This is a genomic window from Bradyrhizobium sp. CCH5-F6 (assembly GCF_001556045.1).
In the GTDB taxonomy this organism is placed as follows: Bacteria; Pseudomonadota; Alphaproteobacteria; order Rhizobiales; family Xanthobacteraceae; genus Bradyrhizobium.
Map to the genome: position 1 here is coordinate 1 of NZ_LSIC01000043.1, position 17,883 is coordinate 17,883.

The 17,883-nt window shown below is 64.0% G+C and carries 14 protein-coding genes and 1 pseudogene; 5 read left to right on the forward strand and 10 right to left on the reverse strand.

Annotated elements, in window-relative coordinates; all coding sequences use genetic code 11:
• Positions 1–1,866, forward strand: a 1,866-nt coding sequence (locus AX729_RS07080) for a carbamoyltransferase family protein (RefSeq protein WP_245325088.1), incomplete at its 5' end; no start/stop codon positions are given.
• A gap of 3 nt (positions 1,867–1,869) precedes the next feature.
• Here AX729_RS07080 and AX729_RS07085 read toward each other — a convergent pair.
• Positions 1,870–3,093, reverse strand: a complete 1,224-nt coding sequence (locus AX729_RS07085; protein ID WP_061021465.1) for a phenylacetate--CoA ligase family protein — start codon at positions 3,091–3,093, stop codon at positions 1,870–1,872.
• Positions 3,094–3,179: 86 nt separating this feature from the next.
• On the opposite strand from AX729_RS07085, the gene AX729_RS07090 reads away from it, so the two are divergent.
• Complete coding sequence (locus tag AX729_RS07090; protein ID WP_061021466.1) at positions 3,180–4,331, forward strand: AGE family epimerase/isomerase; 1,152 nt, start codon at positions 3,180–3,182, stop codon at positions 4,329–4,331.
• A gap of 60 nt (positions 4,332–4,391) precedes the next feature.
• Here the strand turns inward: AX729_RS07090 and AX729_RS07095 are convergent, their stop codons facing one another.
• From AX729_RS07095 to AX729_RS07120, 6 genes are all read right to left on the reverse strand, one after another.
• Positions 4,392–5,231, reverse strand: coding sequence for an ABC transporter ATP-binding protein (locus AX729_RS07095; protein WP_061021468.1), 840 nt, complete (start codon positions 5,229–5,231; stop codon positions 4,392–4,394).
• Between the two features lie 143 nt (positions 5,232–5,374).
• Positions 5,375–6,658, reverse strand: coding sequence for an ABC transporter substrate-binding protein (locus AX729_RS07100; RefSeq protein ID WP_061021470.1), 1,284 nt, complete (start codon positions 6,656–6,658; stop codon positions 5,375–5,377).
• A gap of 45 nt (positions 6,659–6,703) precedes the next feature.
• Positions 6,704–7,777, reverse strand: coding sequence for a branched-chain amino acid ABC transporter permease (locus AX729_RS07105; protein WP_061021472.1), 1,074 nt, complete (start codon positions 7,775–7,777; stop codon positions 6,704–6,706).
• A gap of 3 nt (positions 7,778–7,780) precedes the next feature.
• Entirely contained in the window at positions 7,781–8,674 is an 894-nt protein-coding gene (locus AX729_RS07110; RefSeq protein ID WP_061021474.1) for a branched-chain amino acid ABC transporter permease, read from the reverse strand.
• Between the two features lie 178 nt (positions 8,675–8,852).
• Positions 8,853–10,784, reverse strand: a complete 1,932-nt coding sequence (locus tag AX729_RS07115; protein ID WP_061021476.1) for a long-chain fatty acid--CoA ligase — start codon at positions 10,782–10,784, stop codon at positions 8,853–8,855.
• Entirely contained in the window at positions 10,781–11,602 is an 822-nt protein-coding gene (locus AX729_RS07120; RefSeq protein ID WP_061021547.1) for an ABC transporter ATP-binding protein, read from the reverse strand. Before AX729_RS07120 ends, AX729_RS07115 begins: the two co-directional genes overlap by 4 nt.
• A 336-nt stretch (positions 11,603–11,938) precedes the next feature.
• Here AX729_RS07120 and AX729_RS07125 point away from each other — a divergent pair, with 336 nt between their 5' ends.
• Both AX729_RS07125 and AX729_RS39440 read left to right on the forward strand, forming a co-directional pair.
• Positions 11,939–12,613 carry a Crp/Fnr family transcriptional regulator gene (locus AX729_RS07125; RefSeq protein WP_061021477.1) on the forward strand — a complete coding sequence of 225 codons (675 nt, stop codon included), beginning with the start codon at positions 11,939–11,941 and terminating at the stop codon, positions 12,611–12,613.
• Between the two features lie 1,149 nt (positions 12,614–13,762).
• Positions 13,763–13,864, forward strand: a pseudogene (locus AX729_RS39440) (Crp/Fnr family transcriptional regulator); the annotation flags it as partial.
• Positions 13,865–13,877: 13 nt separating this feature from the next.
• Here the strand turns inward: AX729_RS39440 and AX729_RS07130 are convergent.
• Together AX729_RS07130 and AX729_RS07135 are read right to left on the reverse strand one after the other, a co-directional pair.
• A complete protein-coding gene (locus AX729_RS07130; RefSeq protein WP_061021480.1) occupies positions 13,878–15,140 on the reverse strand; it encodes an MFS transporter in 1,263 nt (420 codons plus the stop codon).
• A gap of 124 nt (positions 15,141–15,264) precedes the next feature.
• The gene (locus AX729_RS07135; RefSeq protein ID WP_061021482.1) at positions 15,265–16,116 is read right to left on the reverse strand and encodes a uroporphyrinogen-III synthase; all 852 of its coding nucleotides are present in this window, start codon (positions 16,114–16,116) and stop codon (positions 15,265–15,267) included.
• A 151-nt stretch (positions 16,117–16,267) separates the two neighbouring features.
• Here AX729_RS07135 and purU point away from each other — a divergent pair, with 151 nt between their 5' ends.
• Positions 16,268–17,131, forward strand: coding sequence for a formyltetrahydrofolate deformylase (gene purU, locus AX729_RS07140; RefSeq protein WP_061021484.1), 864 nt, complete (start codon positions 16,268–16,270; stop codon positions 17,129–17,131).
• A gap of 54 nt (positions 17,132–17,185) precedes the next feature.
• Here purU and AX729_RS07145 read toward each other — a convergent pair whose 3' ends face one another.
• Complete coding sequence (locus tag AX729_RS07145; protein WP_061021486.1) at positions 17,186–17,470, reverse strand: hypothetical protein; 285 nt, start codon at positions 17,468–17,470, stop codon at positions 17,186–17,188.
• Positions 17,471–17,883: the final 413 nt, after the last annotated feature.

Here is a 17,883-nt window from a genome sequence, read left to right on the forward strand (position 1 = left end):
TCCGCCCAGCCATTACAACGGAATACTGCCAGCCTTTTTCAACAGAATCGGCCAATTCCAGGCCATATCGCAGCAGGGTTGGTAATACGGGAGCCGCAGGGGCGATGCAAGGTTCCTGCGCCGGGGACGTCGCGCCAATATGACTGCCGTCAAGCACTCCGGCCGGGCCGTAGCCGATTTACATTGGCGGTGGTTTCTATAGAAGGCTCCGCAAGGGGTCTACACGACATGTATGTGATCGGAATAAGCTCGGGGATCAAGCACGGGCACCACGACGGTGCGGCGGTGCTGTTGCGCGACGGCGAGTTGATCGCAGCCGCGGAGGAGGAGCGCTTCACGCTGGCGAAACATGCGCGCGGCGAGCTGCCGCGTGGCGCGATCGGATTTTGCCTGAAGCAGGCCGGCATCACCATGCGCGAGGTCGACTGGATCTGCTCGCCGTTGAAGACCTACACGAATTACGCGCAGCGCCTCACCGAATACTTCAAATATCAGTTCGGCCACAGCCCGAAGATCGAACTCTACGACCATCATCTCTGTCACGCCGCGAGCTCGTTCTACGGCTCCGGTTTTCCGGAGGCGACCGTCGCCTGTTTCGATTTCTCGGGCGATTCCAGCTCCGGCCTCGTGGCGCATGCGCGCGGCAACGACTTCCGCGTGCTGACGCGATTTGGCCGCCACAACAGTCTTGGTCTCTATTACGGGATGCTGACGCAGTATCTCGGCTATCAGATGACCAATGACGAGTACAAGGTCATGGGCCTCTCCTCCTATGGCAGCCCCGACTATCTCGACAAGTTCGCGAAGCTCTTGCGTCCGAACGGCATCAACTACGAGCTCGATCCCGAGCTCGACAAGCGCCGGCGCGACTCGGACATCTTCACCAGCGATTTCTCGACGCGGCAGGAACGCATCTTCACCGAGAAGATGGAGGAAATTCTCGGGCCGCGGCGGCTGCGCGGCGAGCCGCTCGACCAGCGGCTGACCAACATCGCCGCGAGCGGCCAGAAGCAGCTCGAGATCGTCACCACCGAGGTAATCCGTTCAGCGATCGTCGAGACCGGCTGCGCGGACGTCTGCATCGCCGGTGGTGTCGGCCTGAATTGCAAGATGAACATGGAGATTGCGGCCGAGCCATCCGTGAAGCGTCTTTACGTGCCTCCGGTGCCGCACGATGCGGGCGTGGCGCTCGGTGCCGCGATGATGAAATGCGCCGAGGCAGGCCACGCAATTGCGCCGCTGACCCACGCTTACTGGGGACCGGAATATTCCAACGACACGATCCGGGAGACTCTGGACAAGATCGGCGCGCGGTTCGAGCGGCTCGACGATCCCGTGTCGCGCTGCGTCGCCGACCTGACGGAGCAGAAGACGGTGGGCTGGTTCCAGGGGCGGATGGAATACGGTCCGCGGGCGCTCGGCAACCGCTCGATCCTGGCCGACCCGCGCCAAGCGGGCATGAAGGATCGCATCAATCTCACCATCAAATACCGCGAGGAGTTCCGTCCGTTCTGCCCTTCGGTGCTGTATGAACGCCAGGCCGACTACTTCGAGGACACCTTCGATGCGCCGTTCATGGTTGTGACTTTCCCGGTCAACGAAAAGGTCGCAGAGACCATGCCCGCGGTTGTCCACGTCGACAACACCGCGCGCATCCAGAGCGTCCATGCGGACAGCAATCCGCTCTACAGCCGCCTGATCGGCGAATTCGCGAAGGCGACCTCCCTGCCGGTTCTGATCAACACCAGCCTCAACATCAACGAGCAGCCGACGGTGAACGCTCCGCTGGAGGCGTTGCACACGTATTTCTGCTCCGGTCTGGACGTGCTTTATCTCGGCAACTATCGGCTCTCGAAATCGAGCTGAGACTTACCGCTCATCCGCGATCACCTTGCCGTCGTTCGGCAGCACGCCGGGGCTGACCAGCTCGACGGTGCCGCCGAGTTTGGTTACCGCGCGCAAAGTGCCTGCGATCTCTTCGCGTAGCGTTTCGCTCGGGGCCGCCGTCTCCGCTCTCAATGTCATTGCGTCTGTCTCGCCTTGGCGGGTGACGACGAGGCGTAGTCTTCCGAGCGCAGAGTGGCGCTTGCCGATCTCGGCGACCTGCTCGGGCCGGACGAACATGCCCTTGACCTTGGTGGTCTGGTCGGCGCGGCCCATCCAGCCCTTGATGCGCATATTGGTCCGCCCGCATGGGCTCGTACCGGGCAAGGCCGCGGTGAGGTCGCCGAGGGCGAGCCGGATCCAGGGATGGTGCGGATCGAGCGAGGTCACCACGATCTCGCCGACATCGCCCGGCGCCACCGGATCCCCGGTGCCTGGCTTGACGATCTCCAGGATCAAGTCCTCGTTCACGACCATGCCTTCGCGCGCCTCGGTCTCGAATGCAATGAGGCCGAGATCGGCGGTGCCGAAGGCCTGGTAGGCATCGATGCCGCGCGCCTTGATCTCGGCCTGGAGCGAGGGCGGAAACGCGGCGCCCGAAACCAGCGCGCGCTTGATCGAGGAAATGTCGCGCCCCGAGCTTGCTGCGGCATCGAGCAGGATCTTCAGGAAATCCGGCGTGCCGCTGTAGCCGACCGGCCGGTAGGCTTCGATCAGCTCGAATTGCTGCTCGGCATTGCCCGGCCCCGCGGGAATCACCGCGCAGCCCAGGGCGCGCGCGGACGAGTCGAAGATGAAGCCGCCGGGGGTGAGGTGGTAACTGAAGGTGTTGAGAACGATGTCGTCGGGACGGAACCCGGCTGCGAACAGCGCCCTTGCACCGCGCCAGGGATCGGCGTGCCGCCCTTCCGGCTCGAAGATCGGGCCGGGGGAGGTGAACAGGCGGGCGAACGAGCCGGGGGGGCCCGCCACGAAGCCTCCGAAGGGCGCAGAGGCCTTGTGCAGGGCGGGCAGTTCCGACTTGCGCAACACCGGAAGGCCTGCCAGCGCCGCCCTGGAGGTCACGGCGGCGGGATCGCAACCTCTCAGCCGCTCCGCATAGGCCGGGGCGGCCATCGCGGCGCGCAGCACCTCCGGAAGGCGGGAGAACAGGTCGGCCTCGCGCGCGGCTTGCTCACGCGTCTCGCGGGCGTCGTAATGGGCGGTCATGGTTGTTCTTTCCGTGTTGGCGTCCGTTGCGCGCCGCCCCCGGCATGGCTATCAGACCGCCATGGGCGAGGCTTGAAGAGGACGCGATGGCGGACGAAGGAATCACTGCGGCGGAGCCGTCGAACGTCGTCGCGCGCCTGAAGCGCCGGATGGTCGATGAGGCGCTGCCGCTGTGGGCGACGGTTGGCTGGGATCACGCCGCGGGCGGCTTCATCGACAGGCTGCACCCCGACGGCGCGGCGGATGCGGCCGCGCCCCGGCGCGTGTTCGTGCAGGCGCGCCAGATCTGGTGCTATGCCAAGGCCGCACAGATGGGCTGGTACCCTGAGGGGCGCGCCATCGCGTTGAAGGGGCTGGAGCATCTGCTGGCCAGAGCGAAGGCGCCCGACGGCCGGCCCGGCTATGTGCACCGGCTGACACCGGAAGGATCGGTGCTGGATGCCCGGCGCGATGCCTATGACCACGCCTTCATCCTGTTTGCGCTCGCGGCCGTCTACGCCCTCGACCAGGACGCGCAGGTCCGCACCGAGATCGATGCACTGCTCGCCTTCCTCGACGGCCATCTGCGCTCGCCGCATGGCGGCGTTCACGAAGGCCTTCCGGTCTCGATGCCGCGCCGGCAGAACCCGCATATGCATCTGTTCGAGGCGATGATCGCGTGCTTCGAGGCGACCCACGATCTGTCGTTCCAGAACCGTGCCGGAGAGTTCTTCGCCCTGTTCCTGGCCAATCTCTACGACAAGCAGAAGCGCATCCTGACCGAATATTTCGAGGAGGACTGGTCGAAGATCGAGCCCGTCAGCGTCGAGCCGGGCCACCAGGCGGAATGGGTGTGGCTGCTGAAGGGTTTCGAGCGCATCACGGGCTGCCCGACCGGGGCGCGCCGCGCCGAACTGCTGGCGACCGCGCTGCGCTATCGTGACGAGGCCACGGGCTGCCTGATCGACGAGGGGGACGACGCCGGCAACATCCGCCGCAGCACGCGCCGGCTGTGGCCGCAGACCGAGATCGCGAAGGCGTGGATCGCGCAAGCCGAGTCCGGGGAGGCGGGTGCGGCGGACGAGGCGCGCGCGTCGCTGGTGCGGCTCGAACGGCATTATCTCAGCCATCCCGTGAAGGGCGGCTGGTACGACCAGTTCGATCGCGACGGCAAGTCGCTGATCGACACCATTCCTGCGTCGTCGTTCTATCATGTTCTCTGCGCAGTCACGGAAGCGGAGCAGGTGCTCGAAAGCTGAAGCTCTTTTGTATCGACGCGTTTTCTTCACGCGAACCGGTTCCCACTTCGCTTGAAAATGCTACAGCCAGCGCTTGCGCCGCTTGAAGCTCTTGAGGTTCTTGAAGCTCTTGCGCTGGTCGCCGGCGCCGCCGAGATAGAACTCCTTGACGTCCTCGTTGTCGCGCAATTCGTCCGCGCTGCCGTCGAGCACGACCTTGCCCTGTTCCATGATGTAGCCGTGGCTTGCCACCGAAAGCGCAGCGCGCGCGTTCTGCTCGACCAGGAGTATGGTGACGCCGAGGTCGCGGTTGATCTTCTGGATGATCGAGAACACCTCTTTCACCAGCAGCGGCGACAGGCCCATCGACGGCTCGTCCATCAGGATCATCTTCGGGCGAGCCATCAGCGCGCGACCGATCGCGAGCATCTGCTGCTCACCGCCGGAAAGATAGCCGGCAAGGCCGGTGCGCTCCTTCAGGCGCGGGAAGTAGTTGAAGACCATGTCGAGGTCGGAATCGACCTCGCGGTCCCTGCGGGTGAAGGCACCGAGCTTGAGGTTCTCCAGCGACGTCATGTCGGCGACGATGCGGCGGCCCTCCATCACCTGGAAGATGCCGCGGCGGACGATCTTGTCGGGGTCGATGCCGTTGATCCGCTCACCTTCGAACAGGATCTCGCCGCGCGTAACCTCGCCGTCTTCGGTCTTGAGCAGCCCGGAGATCGCCTTCAGCGTCGTCGACTTGCCGGCGCCGTTGGCGCCAAGGAGCGCCACGATCGCGCCCTTGGGCACATCGAGGCTGAGGCCCCGCAGCACCAGGATGACGTCGTCATAGACGACCTCGATGTTGCGCACGGCGAGGAGGGACGGGGCGGCGATCACCGTAGGCGAGGGACGAGCTGCTTCGGCGGTCTCGGTCATGCTTCATTACTCCGCTGTCGTCGCCCGGCTTGACCGGGCGACCCAGTATTCCAGAGACGCCGGAGGTTCACGGAGAAGCTGCGGCGTACTGGATCCCCCGCCTTCGCGGGGGACGACAGTTGCGTGTGTGGGAATAGTGATGCTCACCACCCCAGCAATTCCGGCTTGCGCGGCAGCTCGACGGTCTTGACCTTCTCGAGCTTGATCGTGCCCTTGGCCATGAGTTCGTTGAGGTCGCCGTCGGTCGGGCCCGAGACCTTGGTGCGATAGAGATCGACCTTCAGCGTGCCGCGATGGTCCTTCTCGGTCCAGGTCGAAGCATTGCAGACGCCCTCCATTCCGGCCGGCACCCAGTCCTTCTTCTGGTGGAAGCCCTTGGCGACGTTCTCGCCGGTGGCGCCGCCGTTCTTGGCGGCCCACTCGATTGCCTCCTTCATGTACAGCGACGAGCAGACGGCCGCGACGTAATGCACGGGGCGATAGACCTTGCCGGTGGGATCGGACATCTTCGAGATCTCCATCAACGTCTTCATGCCCGGCGCATCGCCGCCCCAGCTCACCGCGGTGCGCAGCGGGAAGATCACGCCGTTGGCGGCATCGCCCGCGGTCTTGGCGGCGTTCTCGTCCATGCCCCAGACGTTGCCGAGGAACTGGATATCGACGCCGGCGGTCTTGCAGGCCTTCATCACCGAGATGTTGGAGGCGGCGGTGTTGCCGAGATAGGCGTAGTTGGCGCCCGAGGATTTCAGGCTCAGGCACTGTGCGCTGTAGTCACCTGGCGCGAGGGCGAACACCAGCGGCGGCAGCACCTCGAAGCCGAGCTCCTGCGCCATCGCTTCACCGGCGGCCTTCGGCGCGTTCGGATAAGGATGGTTGGCGCCCATGTGCACGAACTTCGGCTTGCCGGGCTTGCCCTTGGCCTTCCAGTCCTCGGCTGCCCACATCAGCATCGCGCGCAGCGCGTCGGAATAGCTGGGGCCGTAGAAGAAATTGTAAGGCGCGGGCTTGGCCTTGCCGCTGACGCCTTCGGGATCGGTGAGGGCGGCGGCATAGGAGCCGGACATGTCGGGGATCTTGTCCTGGGCAAGGAAGCCGGTCAGCGCCTCGGTGTCCGCGGTGCCCCAGCCCATGATCGCGGCGACTTTGCTGTCCGGCGCCGACCACTTCTTGTAGAGCGCGATCGCACGCGGCACCTGGTAGCCATAATCGTTGGTGTCGACGTTGAGCTGCTTGCCGTTTACGCCGCCGTTCTTGTTGACCCAGGCGAACGTATCCGCGACGGCCTGGCCGTACGGCGTGCCGACGTCGGAGGTGCCGCCGGAATAATCGGCGAGATGTCCGATCGCGATCTGCGCCTGCGCGCCCGCCGAGAATGCGGCGATCGCAAGCGCGAGCGATGCTGTGCTCAAAAGGGACTTTGTCGTCATGGGTCGCTTCCTCCTGTTTTATTGTTTAAGTGAAGTTGCCCGCGCTCAATGCGAGAACGGGTAGAGTTTCCAGTACGCCTTGATCTGTCGCCAGCGATGCGCGAGCCCGTCAGGCTCGAACATCAGGAATGCGATGATGATCACCCCGATCGCGATCTCGCGTAGGAAGGTGATGTTGGTGTTGAGCGAGAGCGCCTGATCGATCGCGCCGCCCTTAAGATGATGGCTCAGCCACTCCATCGATTCCGGCAGCAGCACCACGAAGGCGGTCCCCATCAGCGTGCCCATGATCGAGCCGGTGCCGCCGATGATGATCATGGCGAGGAACAGGATCGAGCGCTCGATGCCGAAACCCTCCTGGGAGACCACGAGCTGGTAGTGCGCATAGAGCGCGCCGGCGATGCCGGCGAAGAAGGCGGCAAGGCCGAACGACAGCGTGCGGTACTTGGTGAGATTGATGCCCATGATCTCGGCGGAGAGATAATGGTCGCGGATAGCCACCAGCGCGCGGCCGTCACGGGTGCGCATCAGATTGGTGACGAGGACGTAGCTCACGAGCACATAGGCCAGCACGACGTAGAAATACTGCCGGTCGCCGCGCAGCGTGTAGCCGAAGATCGAGAAAGGCGCGGCGCTCGCCGGCACCGAACCGCCGGAGAACCATTCGGCGCGCGAGAAGAAGTCGAGCAGGATGTATTGCGCGGCCAGCGTAGCGATGACGAGATAGAGTCCCTTCAGCCGCGCCGCCGGAATGCCGAAGATCAACCCGACCAGCGCGGTCACGACTCCGGCGAGCGGGATCGCGAAGAACACCGGGATCGGCGCGTTGTTGGAGATGTAGGCCGAGGTGAAGGCGCCGAGCAGGAAGAAGGCGGCGTGGCCGATCGAGATCTGGCCGGTGAAGCCGACCAGGATGTTGAGGCCGAGGGCCGCGATCGAAAAGATGCCGATCTGGATCAGGATGCTCAGCCAGTAACCGCTGAAGAATTGCGGCGCAAGACAGAGCAACAGCACGCCTGCGATGGCGAAGTTGCGGCTCGTCGCGGTCGGGAAGATCGTGGTGTCGGCCGCGTAGGAGGTGCGGAAATCACCAGCGGGAATGAGGGCAGGGCCGGCCATGGGTCAGATCCGTTCGATGTCGTGGGTGCCGAACAGCCCGTAGGGCTTGATCATCAGCACGATGATGAGGACGTAGAACGGCGCGATCTCGTAGAGATTGCCCCAGTGCAGGTACTCGCTGTCGATATATTGGGCCACGTTCTCGAGCAGCCCGATGATGATGCCGCCGAGCACGGCGCCGCCGACGGAGTCGAGGCCGCCGAGGATCGCCGCCGGGAATACCTTGATGCCGTAGGCGGCAAGGCCTGACGACACGCCGTTCACGACGGCAACGACGACGCCCGCCACGGCCGACACTGTCGCCGAGATCGCCCAGGCCATCGCGAACACGCTCTTGACGGAGATGCCGAGCGACTGCGCGACCTGCTGGTTGAACGCGGTGGCGCGCATCGCGAGGCCGTACTTCGAGGCCCGGAAGAACCAGGCCATCCCGATCATCATGGCGACGGAGACGACGAGGCTCATGACATAGACGGTCTGGATCTGGAGCCCGAGCAGGCTGACGGATTGGCTTTCGAACACGCGCGGGAACGGCTGCGGATTGACGCCGAATATCCACTTCAACGTCGCCTGCAGCACGGTGGAGAGGCCGATCGTCACCATGATCACCGAGATGATGGGCTCGCCGATCATCGGACGCAGGATGAGCACCTGGATCGCGATGCCGAACACGAACATGAACACCAGCGTGATCGGCATGCCGATCCAGAATGGCACCTGGTACTTCGCCAGCAGCGCCCAGCACACCCAGGCGCCGACCAGCAGCAATTCACCTTGCGCGAAATTGACGACCTGCGTCGCCTTGTAGATCAGCACGAACGACATCGCGACCACGCCATAGAGCGTGCCGACCACGAGGCCGTTGACCAGGAGCTGGATGAGGAAGGCGGTGTTCATGCATGATCTCCTGCTGCACCCACATCGTCATTGCGAGCGCAGCGAAGCAATCCAGGTTCTTTCTGCGGAGACAGTCTGGATTGCTTCGCTGCGCTCGCAATGACGGAGTGCAATTGGGATAGCCCTGCCGCGAGCGGGGAGAGGCGAAGGGCAGCGTCGTGCGTGGCGATCACCTGCCTCACTCCGCCGCCTCCGCCATGTGCCCGTGCCCGCCGAGGTCCACCACGCGCAACGTCGTCCGCACCCGCTGCGTGGTGCCGTCCTGGAAGCGGATCACGGTATCGACGGGAATATCCGGGACGCCGCGGTAGATGGCGTCGATGATGCCTTCGTATTTCTCGTTGATGACGCTGCGCCGGACCTTTCTGGTCCTGGTGAGCTCGCCATCGTCGGCATCGAGCTCCTTGTAGAGCAGCAGGAAGCGGGAGATGCGCTGGGCCGGCGGCAGCGTGGCGTTGACGGTCTCGACCTCCTTCTGCAGCAGTGCGTAAACCTCGGGCCGCGAAGCGAGGTCGCTGTAGGTGGTGAACGAGAGCCGGTTCTTCTCCGCCCATTTCGAGATGATCGAGTAGCGGATGCAGATCATCGCCGCGAGCGCGTCGCGGCCGGCGCCCAGTACCACGGCCTCCGCGATATAGGGCGAGAATTTCAGCTTGTTCTCGATGAATTGCGGCGAGAAGCGTTCGCCGCGAGAGGTTTCGGCGAGATCCTTGATGCGGTCGATGACGACGAGTTGCTGGTTGGCATTGAAATAACCGGCGTCGCCGGAGCACATCCAGCCGTCCTTGATGTCGGCGACGCTGGCCTCGGGATTCTTGTAATAGCCGAGGAACATGTTGGGATGCCGCACCACGATCTCACCGACGCCGTGGACGTCGGCATTGTCGATGCGAATCTCGATGCTGTCGGCCATCGGCACGCCGGTCGTATCAGGGTCGACGTTGCCCTGGGGATGCAGCGTGTAGGCGCCCAGCAGTTCGGTCTGGCCGTAGAGCGTGCGCAGCGGGACGCCCATGGCCTGGAAGAACTTGAACGTTTCGGGGCCGAGCGCCGCGCCGCCGGTGGCGGCCGACCGCAGGCGGGTGAAGCCGAGGCGGTCGCGCAGCGCGCGGAACAGGATGGCGTCGGCGAAGCCCGAGCGCTTGCCCTGCTGGAGCGCGGCGAGGCCGCTCTTCATGCCGATGTCGAACAGGCGTTGCTTGAAGGGCGTTGCGTCCATCACCTTGGCGCGGACGTCGGCCGCGATCGATTCCCAGACGCGCGGAGCGAACAGCACGAACGTCGGCGCGATCTCGCGCAAGTCGTTCATCATCGTCTCGGGCTCTTCGACGAAGTTGATCTTCATCCGGCAGAGCAGGCCTTTGCCGAGCACATAGACCTGCTCCATGATCCAGGGCAGCGGCAGCACCGAGACGTATTCGTCATCGGGCCCCTTCGGATCGAAGGCGAGGTAGGTCGCGCAATGACCGAGCACGCGGCCCGCCGCGAGCATCGCGAGTTTCGGATGCGATGTGGTGCCCGACGTCGTGCAGAGGATCGCGACGTCCTCTCCCTTGGTGGCATCGACCAGCTTGTCGTAAAGCTCCGGCTCCCGCGCAGCACGCGCACGGCCGAGCTCGGCGAACTTCTCGGCCGACATCAGGCGCGGGTCGTCATATTTCCGCATGCCGCGCGGATCGGAATAGATGATGTGCTTCAGCTTCGGGACGCGGTCTGCCAGCGTGAGCACCTTGTCGACCTGCTCCTCGTCCTCGGCGAAGACGAGCTGCGCCTCGCCGTAGTTGAGGAGATAGGAGGCCTCTTCGTCCAGCACGTCGCGATAGAGCCCGAGGCTCAATCCGCCGATCGCGTGGGTTGCGACTTCGGCCGCGACCCAGTCCGGACGGTTGTCTCCGATGATGCCGATGACGTCGCCGCGACCAAGGCCGAGCTCGACCAGACCGAGCGCGAAATCGCGCACGCGGGTCTGGTAGTCGTTCCAGGTGAAGATGCGCCAGAGTCCGAGATCCTTCTCCCGCAATGCGATCTCGTTGCCGTGCTCCCTGGCATTGAGCCGGAGCATCTTCGGATAGGTGTCGGCCTGCGCGGCGCGGCCTGCATAATCCATCATGCCGCGCTCTCCTGCGCCGGCGGCGCATCGTCGGGATCGACCAGCACCTCGTCCTCTTCGCCGAGATAGGCGCGCTTGACGTGGGGATCGGCGAGCACGGTGGCCGGATCGCCCTCGGCGATCTTCTTGCCGAAATCCAGCACCATGACCCGATGGGAGATGTCCATCACCACGCCCATGTCGTGCTCGATCATCACCACCGTCATCCCGAACTCCTCGTTGAGGTCGACGATGTAGCGGGCCATGTCCTCCTTCTCCTCGAAGTTCATGCCGGCCATGGGTTCGTCGAGGAGAATGAGACGCGGCTCCAGCGCCATGGCGCGGGCGAGCTCGACGCGCTTGCGCAGGCCGTAGGAGAGAGTGCCGGCGGCGGCCTTTCGTACCGACTGGAGATCCAGGAAGTCGATGATCTCCTCGACCTTGCGGCGGTGCTCGAGCTCTTCCTTGCGCGCGCCGGTGAGCCAGTACAGCGAGCCCGTGAGGAAATTGTTCTTCAACAGGTGATGGCGGCCGACCATGATGTTGTCGAGCACGCTCATGTGGTGGAACAGCGCCAGGTTCTGGAAGGTGCGGCCGATGCCGAGCGAGGCGCGGGCATTCGGCGTCAAACCGGTGATGTCGCGGCCTTGGTAGAAGAGCTGGCCTTCGGTCGGCTTGTAGCGACCGGAAATACAGTTCACGATCGAGGTCTTGCCGGCGCCGTTGGGGCCGATGATCGAGAACAGCTCGCCGTCCCTGATGGCGAAGCTGACATCGGTCAGCGCCCGGACGCCGCCGAATCGCAAGGACACGCCGCGCACTTCAAGACTGGTAGCCACCAAACAAATCCCTCCCGGTGATGGCGCGTTCAGCGGCGCTCTTCGTCGGTTCCTGTCGGGCGATCCTAGTACGGCCGTGCCGGTGAGGCCATGCAGCAGATGGTCTCCACCGGAGCCGTACCGCTTTCCGCCCGTTCGGGATGAAAAGCCGCATCGCCCAAGGTGGCCCTCAATAGGGGAAAGCGCTATTTTGGATTGTCTTGCGGCTGACAATTCTGCGAGAAAGTTTTTCGGGTGGCTACGGCCTTCGTCTTTCGTCGGATGGCTGTTGAGACAATCGTGTTGCGGTGCAGCAGAAGGCTTGGGTGACGAAACGGTGCGTCTGGCTTCGGGATCATGATTTCAGAGGATCAACTGAAGCGCGTCGCCGCCTGGTCGCGCGAGCTGACGCAGGCTGAAATCGAGGTCGCGCGCGCAGGCATCACGGAGCGGTCCTACGGCACCGGAGAGACCGTGTTCATGCGCGGCGATACGTTCGACTATTGGGCCGGCATGGTCTTTGGCCTCGCCCGGATGGGCGGTGTCTCGCGCGACGGCAAGGAGACCAGCCTTGCCGGTCTCACGGCAGGGGCCTGGTTCGGCGAGGGCAGCGTGCTCAAGAACGAGCCGCGCCGCTATGATGTGGTCGCGCTGCGCGACAGCCGCGTCGCACTGATGGAGCGCAGCGCCTTCATGTGGCTGTTCGAGAACAGCGTCGGCTTCAACCGCTTTCTGGTGCGCCAGCTCAACGAGCGGCTCGGCCAGTTCATCGGCATGCTCGAGGTCAACCGGACGCTGGATGCCACCGCGCGGCTTGCCCGCAGCATTGCCTCGCTGTTCAACCCGATCCTATACCCGGAATCGACCGCGCATCTGGAGATCACCCAGGAGGAGATCGGCGCGCTCTCCGGCATGTCCCGCCAGAACGCCAACCGTGCGCTGAACCGGCTGGAGAAAGAGGGGCTGCTGCGGCTCGAATATGGCGGCGTCACCATTCTCGATATCGAGCGGCTGCGCGGGTACGGGGACTAGGAAGCCCGTAGGATGGGTAGAGCGCCAGCGAAACCCATCAATCCGTTCGCCGCTGGCAAAGCATGATGGGTTTCGCAAGGGGGCAACCCATCTTACGCGGGCTACGGCGAGCCATCGTTCGAATTTATGGGCAATCATGCGGATGGTCTTGCACTTGATATCTGGTTTGCTCAGCGCCTTAGGCGTGATTGCGGCAGGTTTCTTTGGCTACGGCGCCTGGCAACCGCTGTTCTTGTTCGTTTGGATGCCGGCAATCTGGCTGGTCCGCCTATCGGACGTGATATGCCCACCGAAAGGCGTGAGATGCTTTCTGGGATCTGTCAGTCAAGGCTCACATCATCTATGGTTTGGACTTTGCCTGCTGGTCTTCTGGTGGACCGTTATGTGGTTCGCGATATCGCCGCTGTTTCGTTCACGTCAGACGGACCCGCCGAAAGATTAATCTTCTTCGTTTGGCCCTAAGCCAAATGTAAAGACACGCACTTACCGCGCATTGGCGGGAGCGTTGACCGGCCAGAGGTCGGCTCGCCAGAGCCCGTATGATGTGTAGAGCGCCAGCGAAACCCATCAATCCGTTGCCGATGACGAAGCATGATGGGTTTCGCAAGGGCTCAACCCATCCTTACGTGTGCTGAATTACAAACGGAAATCAAACAGAAATGTCCAGTTACAATGGGCGTGCTTACATTGCACGTCGCGCAAGATGCGTCGCGAGGCAATGAGGAGTCCAACAGAATGGTGGAACGTTTCACGCGACGCGGAGTTTTTGCGGTTTTTGCCGGCGCGGCAACTATCGTCATGAGTCAGGCTGGCGCCGAGGCGCAGCCCTTTCCTCCGCCTCCACCCGGACCTCCTCCTCCGCCGGGCATGCGACGGCCGCTACCACCTCCGCCTCCTCCGCCGCGTCGACGGTGGCGTCGTCCGTTGCCGCCTCCGCCCCCGTACCCGCCGCCGCCGCCTCCATTCCCGCCGCCGCTTCGGTGAGAGGCAAGGCAGGTCGGATCAACTCGCGGCTGCCGGTGGCTTCCGCTCCGCAAGCGCGGAGGCCATCGCCGAGATCGGCCCGTAGGATGGTAGAGCGCCAGCGAAACCCCTCAATCCGTTCGCCGCTGACGAAGCATGATGGGTTTCGCAAGGGCTCAACCCATCCTACGCGTGCTGAACCGGTTGGAAAAGGAGGGACTGCTGCGGCTCGAATATGGCGGCGTCACCATTCTCGACATCGAGCGGCTGCGCGGGTACGGGGATTAGGGCGAAAAATTCGTCACCCTGCATTGGCGGGGGCATGGGCTGGCCAGAGGTCGGCGCGCCAGCGGATCGCGATTGCCAGCATCGCGACGAGGCCCGCGGCGGCATAGAGCGAGCCCGTCGCGGAATAGCCGATGATGTCAATCAGGCTGCCGGCTGCGAGCAGTCCGATAGGCAAGCCATAGATGACCATCATGCGCACGCCCATCACGCGGCCGCGCAGATGCGCGCTGGCCGTGCGCATCAGGATCACCGCTGCCGAGATCATCGACATGCTCTGGGCGATGCCGGCGAGAACGAGGCAGGCCATCCCGACCGGCATGGTCCTGACTTCGACGAAGACCAGCAGCATGGCATACCAGGCCAGTGTTGCACCGATCAGAAGCCGGGCAATGCGCACTCCAGTGACCAGGCTGAGCGTGACGGAGCCGATCAGCGAGCCGACGGCGAAGCTCGCCGAGAGATAGCCGAGGCCGGTCTGGTCGGTTTGAAAGATCTCGCGCGCGATGTAGGGCAACAGTCCGCCGGTAAAAGGAAAAGCGGTGAGATTGGCCAGAAAGGCGACGCAGAGCGCCGCCCGCATTCCTGGGCCATTCCAGGCGTAGACGAGCCCCTCCTTGAGTTCGCCAAGTAACCGCGAAATGGCGTGGCTGTTTGCTGGAAGGTTCGTCGTGGTGACAGTCCGTTTCGGCCGGGTGAGGCAGAGCATGAGAAGCGCAGCCACGAGGTAGAGGGATGCGATCGCCACATAGACAAGACCAATGCCGAGGACAGCGAACAATCCGGCGCCCGTCAACGCTCCGGCGATGCGGGCGCTGTCCTGGGTCGTACGCGCGACGCTGATGGCTCCCACGAGTTGCTCGGGCGGCATGATCTCGGCAAGCAGCGCGCCCCGGACGCCGAGATCCGAAGGGCGGATCAAGCCCATGATCGCGACGATGATCATGACGCTCAGCGGCGACAGGTGACCGGTCAGCGCCAGAACCATGATGGTCGACGACAGCACCGTGTAGGCAAGACGCATCGCGACCAGGAGATCGCGATGACCCATGCGGTCGCCGATCATGCCGAATACGGGCGCGACCAGCGTGCCGACGAACTGGAGCGAGGCAAGGACGGTGAGCAGCAGCACCGAGCCGGTCTCGACCAGGATGTACCAGCCGAGCACCAGCGTCTCGACCTCGAAGGCCCAGGAGGTGAGCAGGTCGGACGGCCACTGGAAACGATAGTTGCGGATGCGGAATGGCGCGAGCGCCGAAGGTCGTGCGGTGGCGCTCACGACGCGATGACGGGTGTCACGGCGATTCCCTTGCCCTTGTTGTTTCTTCTTGCGGTGGCGCAACCTAGCGCCGGCGATGCCTGTGTCAATCGCAGCCGCCGCAGGTCGCCCCCGCGCTCGGCTTTTACCTTGCGGCGGCTCCCGGCTTCCGCGATGGCCGCTCCGCGAGCGCAGCGGCCATCGCGGAGATCAGCGGACGCATGAAATACGCTTCATCCGCCGGCGAGACGTCCGTGCGCAGACCGTGCGCGGCGAGCTCGCCGGAGACCGCAGGTCCCACCGAGGCGATCAGCGTCCGCTCCAAGCCGCTGCGAAGGCGCGGCTCGCTGCCATGCGCTTTCGCGGCCTCGATCAGGCGGCGGACTTGGCCGAGATTGGTCAGTGCGATGGAATCGATCCGCCCCTCGGCCATGTCGTCGATGGCGGCGACGATGTTCGCATCCGCCGCCTTGGAATCGTAGACATAGGGCAGCACGCTATCGACGGCGGCGCCTTGCGCGGCGAGCGCGCCGGTCAGGGCGCTGTGGTCCTTGTCCGGATAGAGCTGGAGACCGAGGCGTCGTCCTTTCAGGTTGAGCCTGGCCAGCATCTCGATCACGCCGTCCGTGGTCGGCTTCTCCGTGGTCTGCTGTGCCTCGAGACCGATCTCGCGCAGCGCCTTGCCGGGCTTCGGGCCGCGGGTGAATTTTCGCGCTTTGGCGAGTGCCGCGACAAGGGCGGTGTCGAGCCCGCGGGCGCGGGCGAGCTTCATGATCCGGCGCAGGCCTTCGCCCGTCATCAGCACGAGATCGTCCAAGGGCTCGTCGATGGCACGGCGGATCCAGGCCTCCACCGGAGCCGGGTCCGGTGCATCATGGATGGTGAACATCGGGCACTGCACGACTTCGGCGCCTTGCTCGACCAGAAGCTTCGAAAACTGCGCCTCCTCCCGCGTCTCCAGGATTAAGATGCGGTAGCCGTTCAGGCGGTCGGCCATGGGTATGCTCCGGTCAGACAATCGCAATCGTCCGTTCATCCTGACTCCGCGCGCGGGATTGGCGCAAGGGCGGGGTCGGTGCTAGAGCAGGGCGCAATCGCGGAGAGTTCCGCTGCCCAAACCTTCATCAAGAGCCATTGCTTAAAAGACCATGCCCGACCATCAATATGTCCTGACCCTGTCCTGTCCGGATCGCCCCGGCATCGTCTCGGCGGTGTCGACGTTCCTTGCCCACAACGGACAGAACATCCTCGACGCTCAGCAGTTCGACGACGTCGAGACCAGGAAATTCTTCATGCGCGTGGTATTCACCGCGGCCGATCTCGCCGTGGAACTGTCGGCGCTCCAGACCGGCTTTGCCGCGATCGCCGAGCGTTTCGGCATGGAATGGCAGATGCGCGACCGGGCTGCGCATCGCAAGGTGATGCTGCTGGTGTCGAAGTCCGACCATTGCCTGGTCGACATCCTCTATCGCTGGCGCACCGGCGAATTGCCGATGATTCCGACCGCGGTCGTCTCCAATCATCCGCGCGAGGTCTATGCCGGGCTCGATTTCGGCGGCATCCCGTTCCACCATCTGCCTGTCACCAAGGAGACCAAGCGCGAGCAGGAAGCGCAGATCATGGACCTCGTCGGCAAGACGAAGACCGATCTGGTGGTGCTCGCCCGCTACATGCAGATCCTGTCGGACGACCTGTCGGCAAAGCTGTCGGGGCGCTGCATCAACATCCACCACTCGTTCCTGCCGGGCTTCAAGGGCGCCAAGCCTTATCACCAGGCCCATGAGCGCGGCGTCAAGCTGATCGGCGCGACCGCTCATTACGTAACGCGCGACCTCGACGAGGGCCCGATCATCGACCAGGACGTCGAGCGCATCAGCCATCGCGATACGCCCGAAGATCTGGTCCGCAAGGGCCGCGACATCGAGCGCCGCGTGCTGGCACGGGCCATGCGCTACCATCTCGACGACCGCGTCATCCTCAACGGCCGCAAAACGGTGGTGTTCGTGGATTAGTGAATGGGGAGTAGCGAATGGAAGAGGGTATATTCGCCATTCCCTATTCGCCCCTCAGCGTACCGCGCTCCCCGATGTCGTCCCCGTTGCACCCTTCTGGGCCTGCTCTTCCTTCTCGCGATCCGCGGCTGGCAGCAGGCGTTTGCGTTCGCGCTCCTTCATGTAAGCGTCGTATTGCGGCGTGCCCGGCCGCGGCGGGGCATCGGCCGGCAGGCCGCCGGCCCATTGCGGGACGTAGTCGCCCACGCCGGCCGAGAGCCTTTCGTTGACAGTGCCGCAGCCGGCCAGCCCCGCAGCGAGTGCAACGAGGGCGAGGACGGAACGCAATGGCTTGGACATTATGGGGGCGCGGGTTCGGTCGTTGGACGCCAGCCGATCTGGCGGGAGGAGACTAGCCTTCAACAAGGTAAAATAGGCTTATTCGAGGGCAGGTATTATATTGCCAGATTGCGGCCGGGCGAGACGCGCGGGTGTATAAATTCTCCAAAAGAATGGTGAAATCCTCCATCCACCCGATCCCTGGCATTTCTAGACTCGGGGCAAGGCTCGCGACAACATGGCTTGGTCCGCGGCGGGGTTTTCGTTGACAAGTCCATTCAATTTGTACATTCGTACAAATGAATGGGTCGCGGTGAGTTGTGGGTACCCGGACGTAAGCGCGGCACCGCGTCCGGTCGATCGGTCTACGGACCACTCGGGTTGCGCCGAAGGGCCGCCGAACGTCCGATTGACAAGCAGGGCGCGAAAGACGC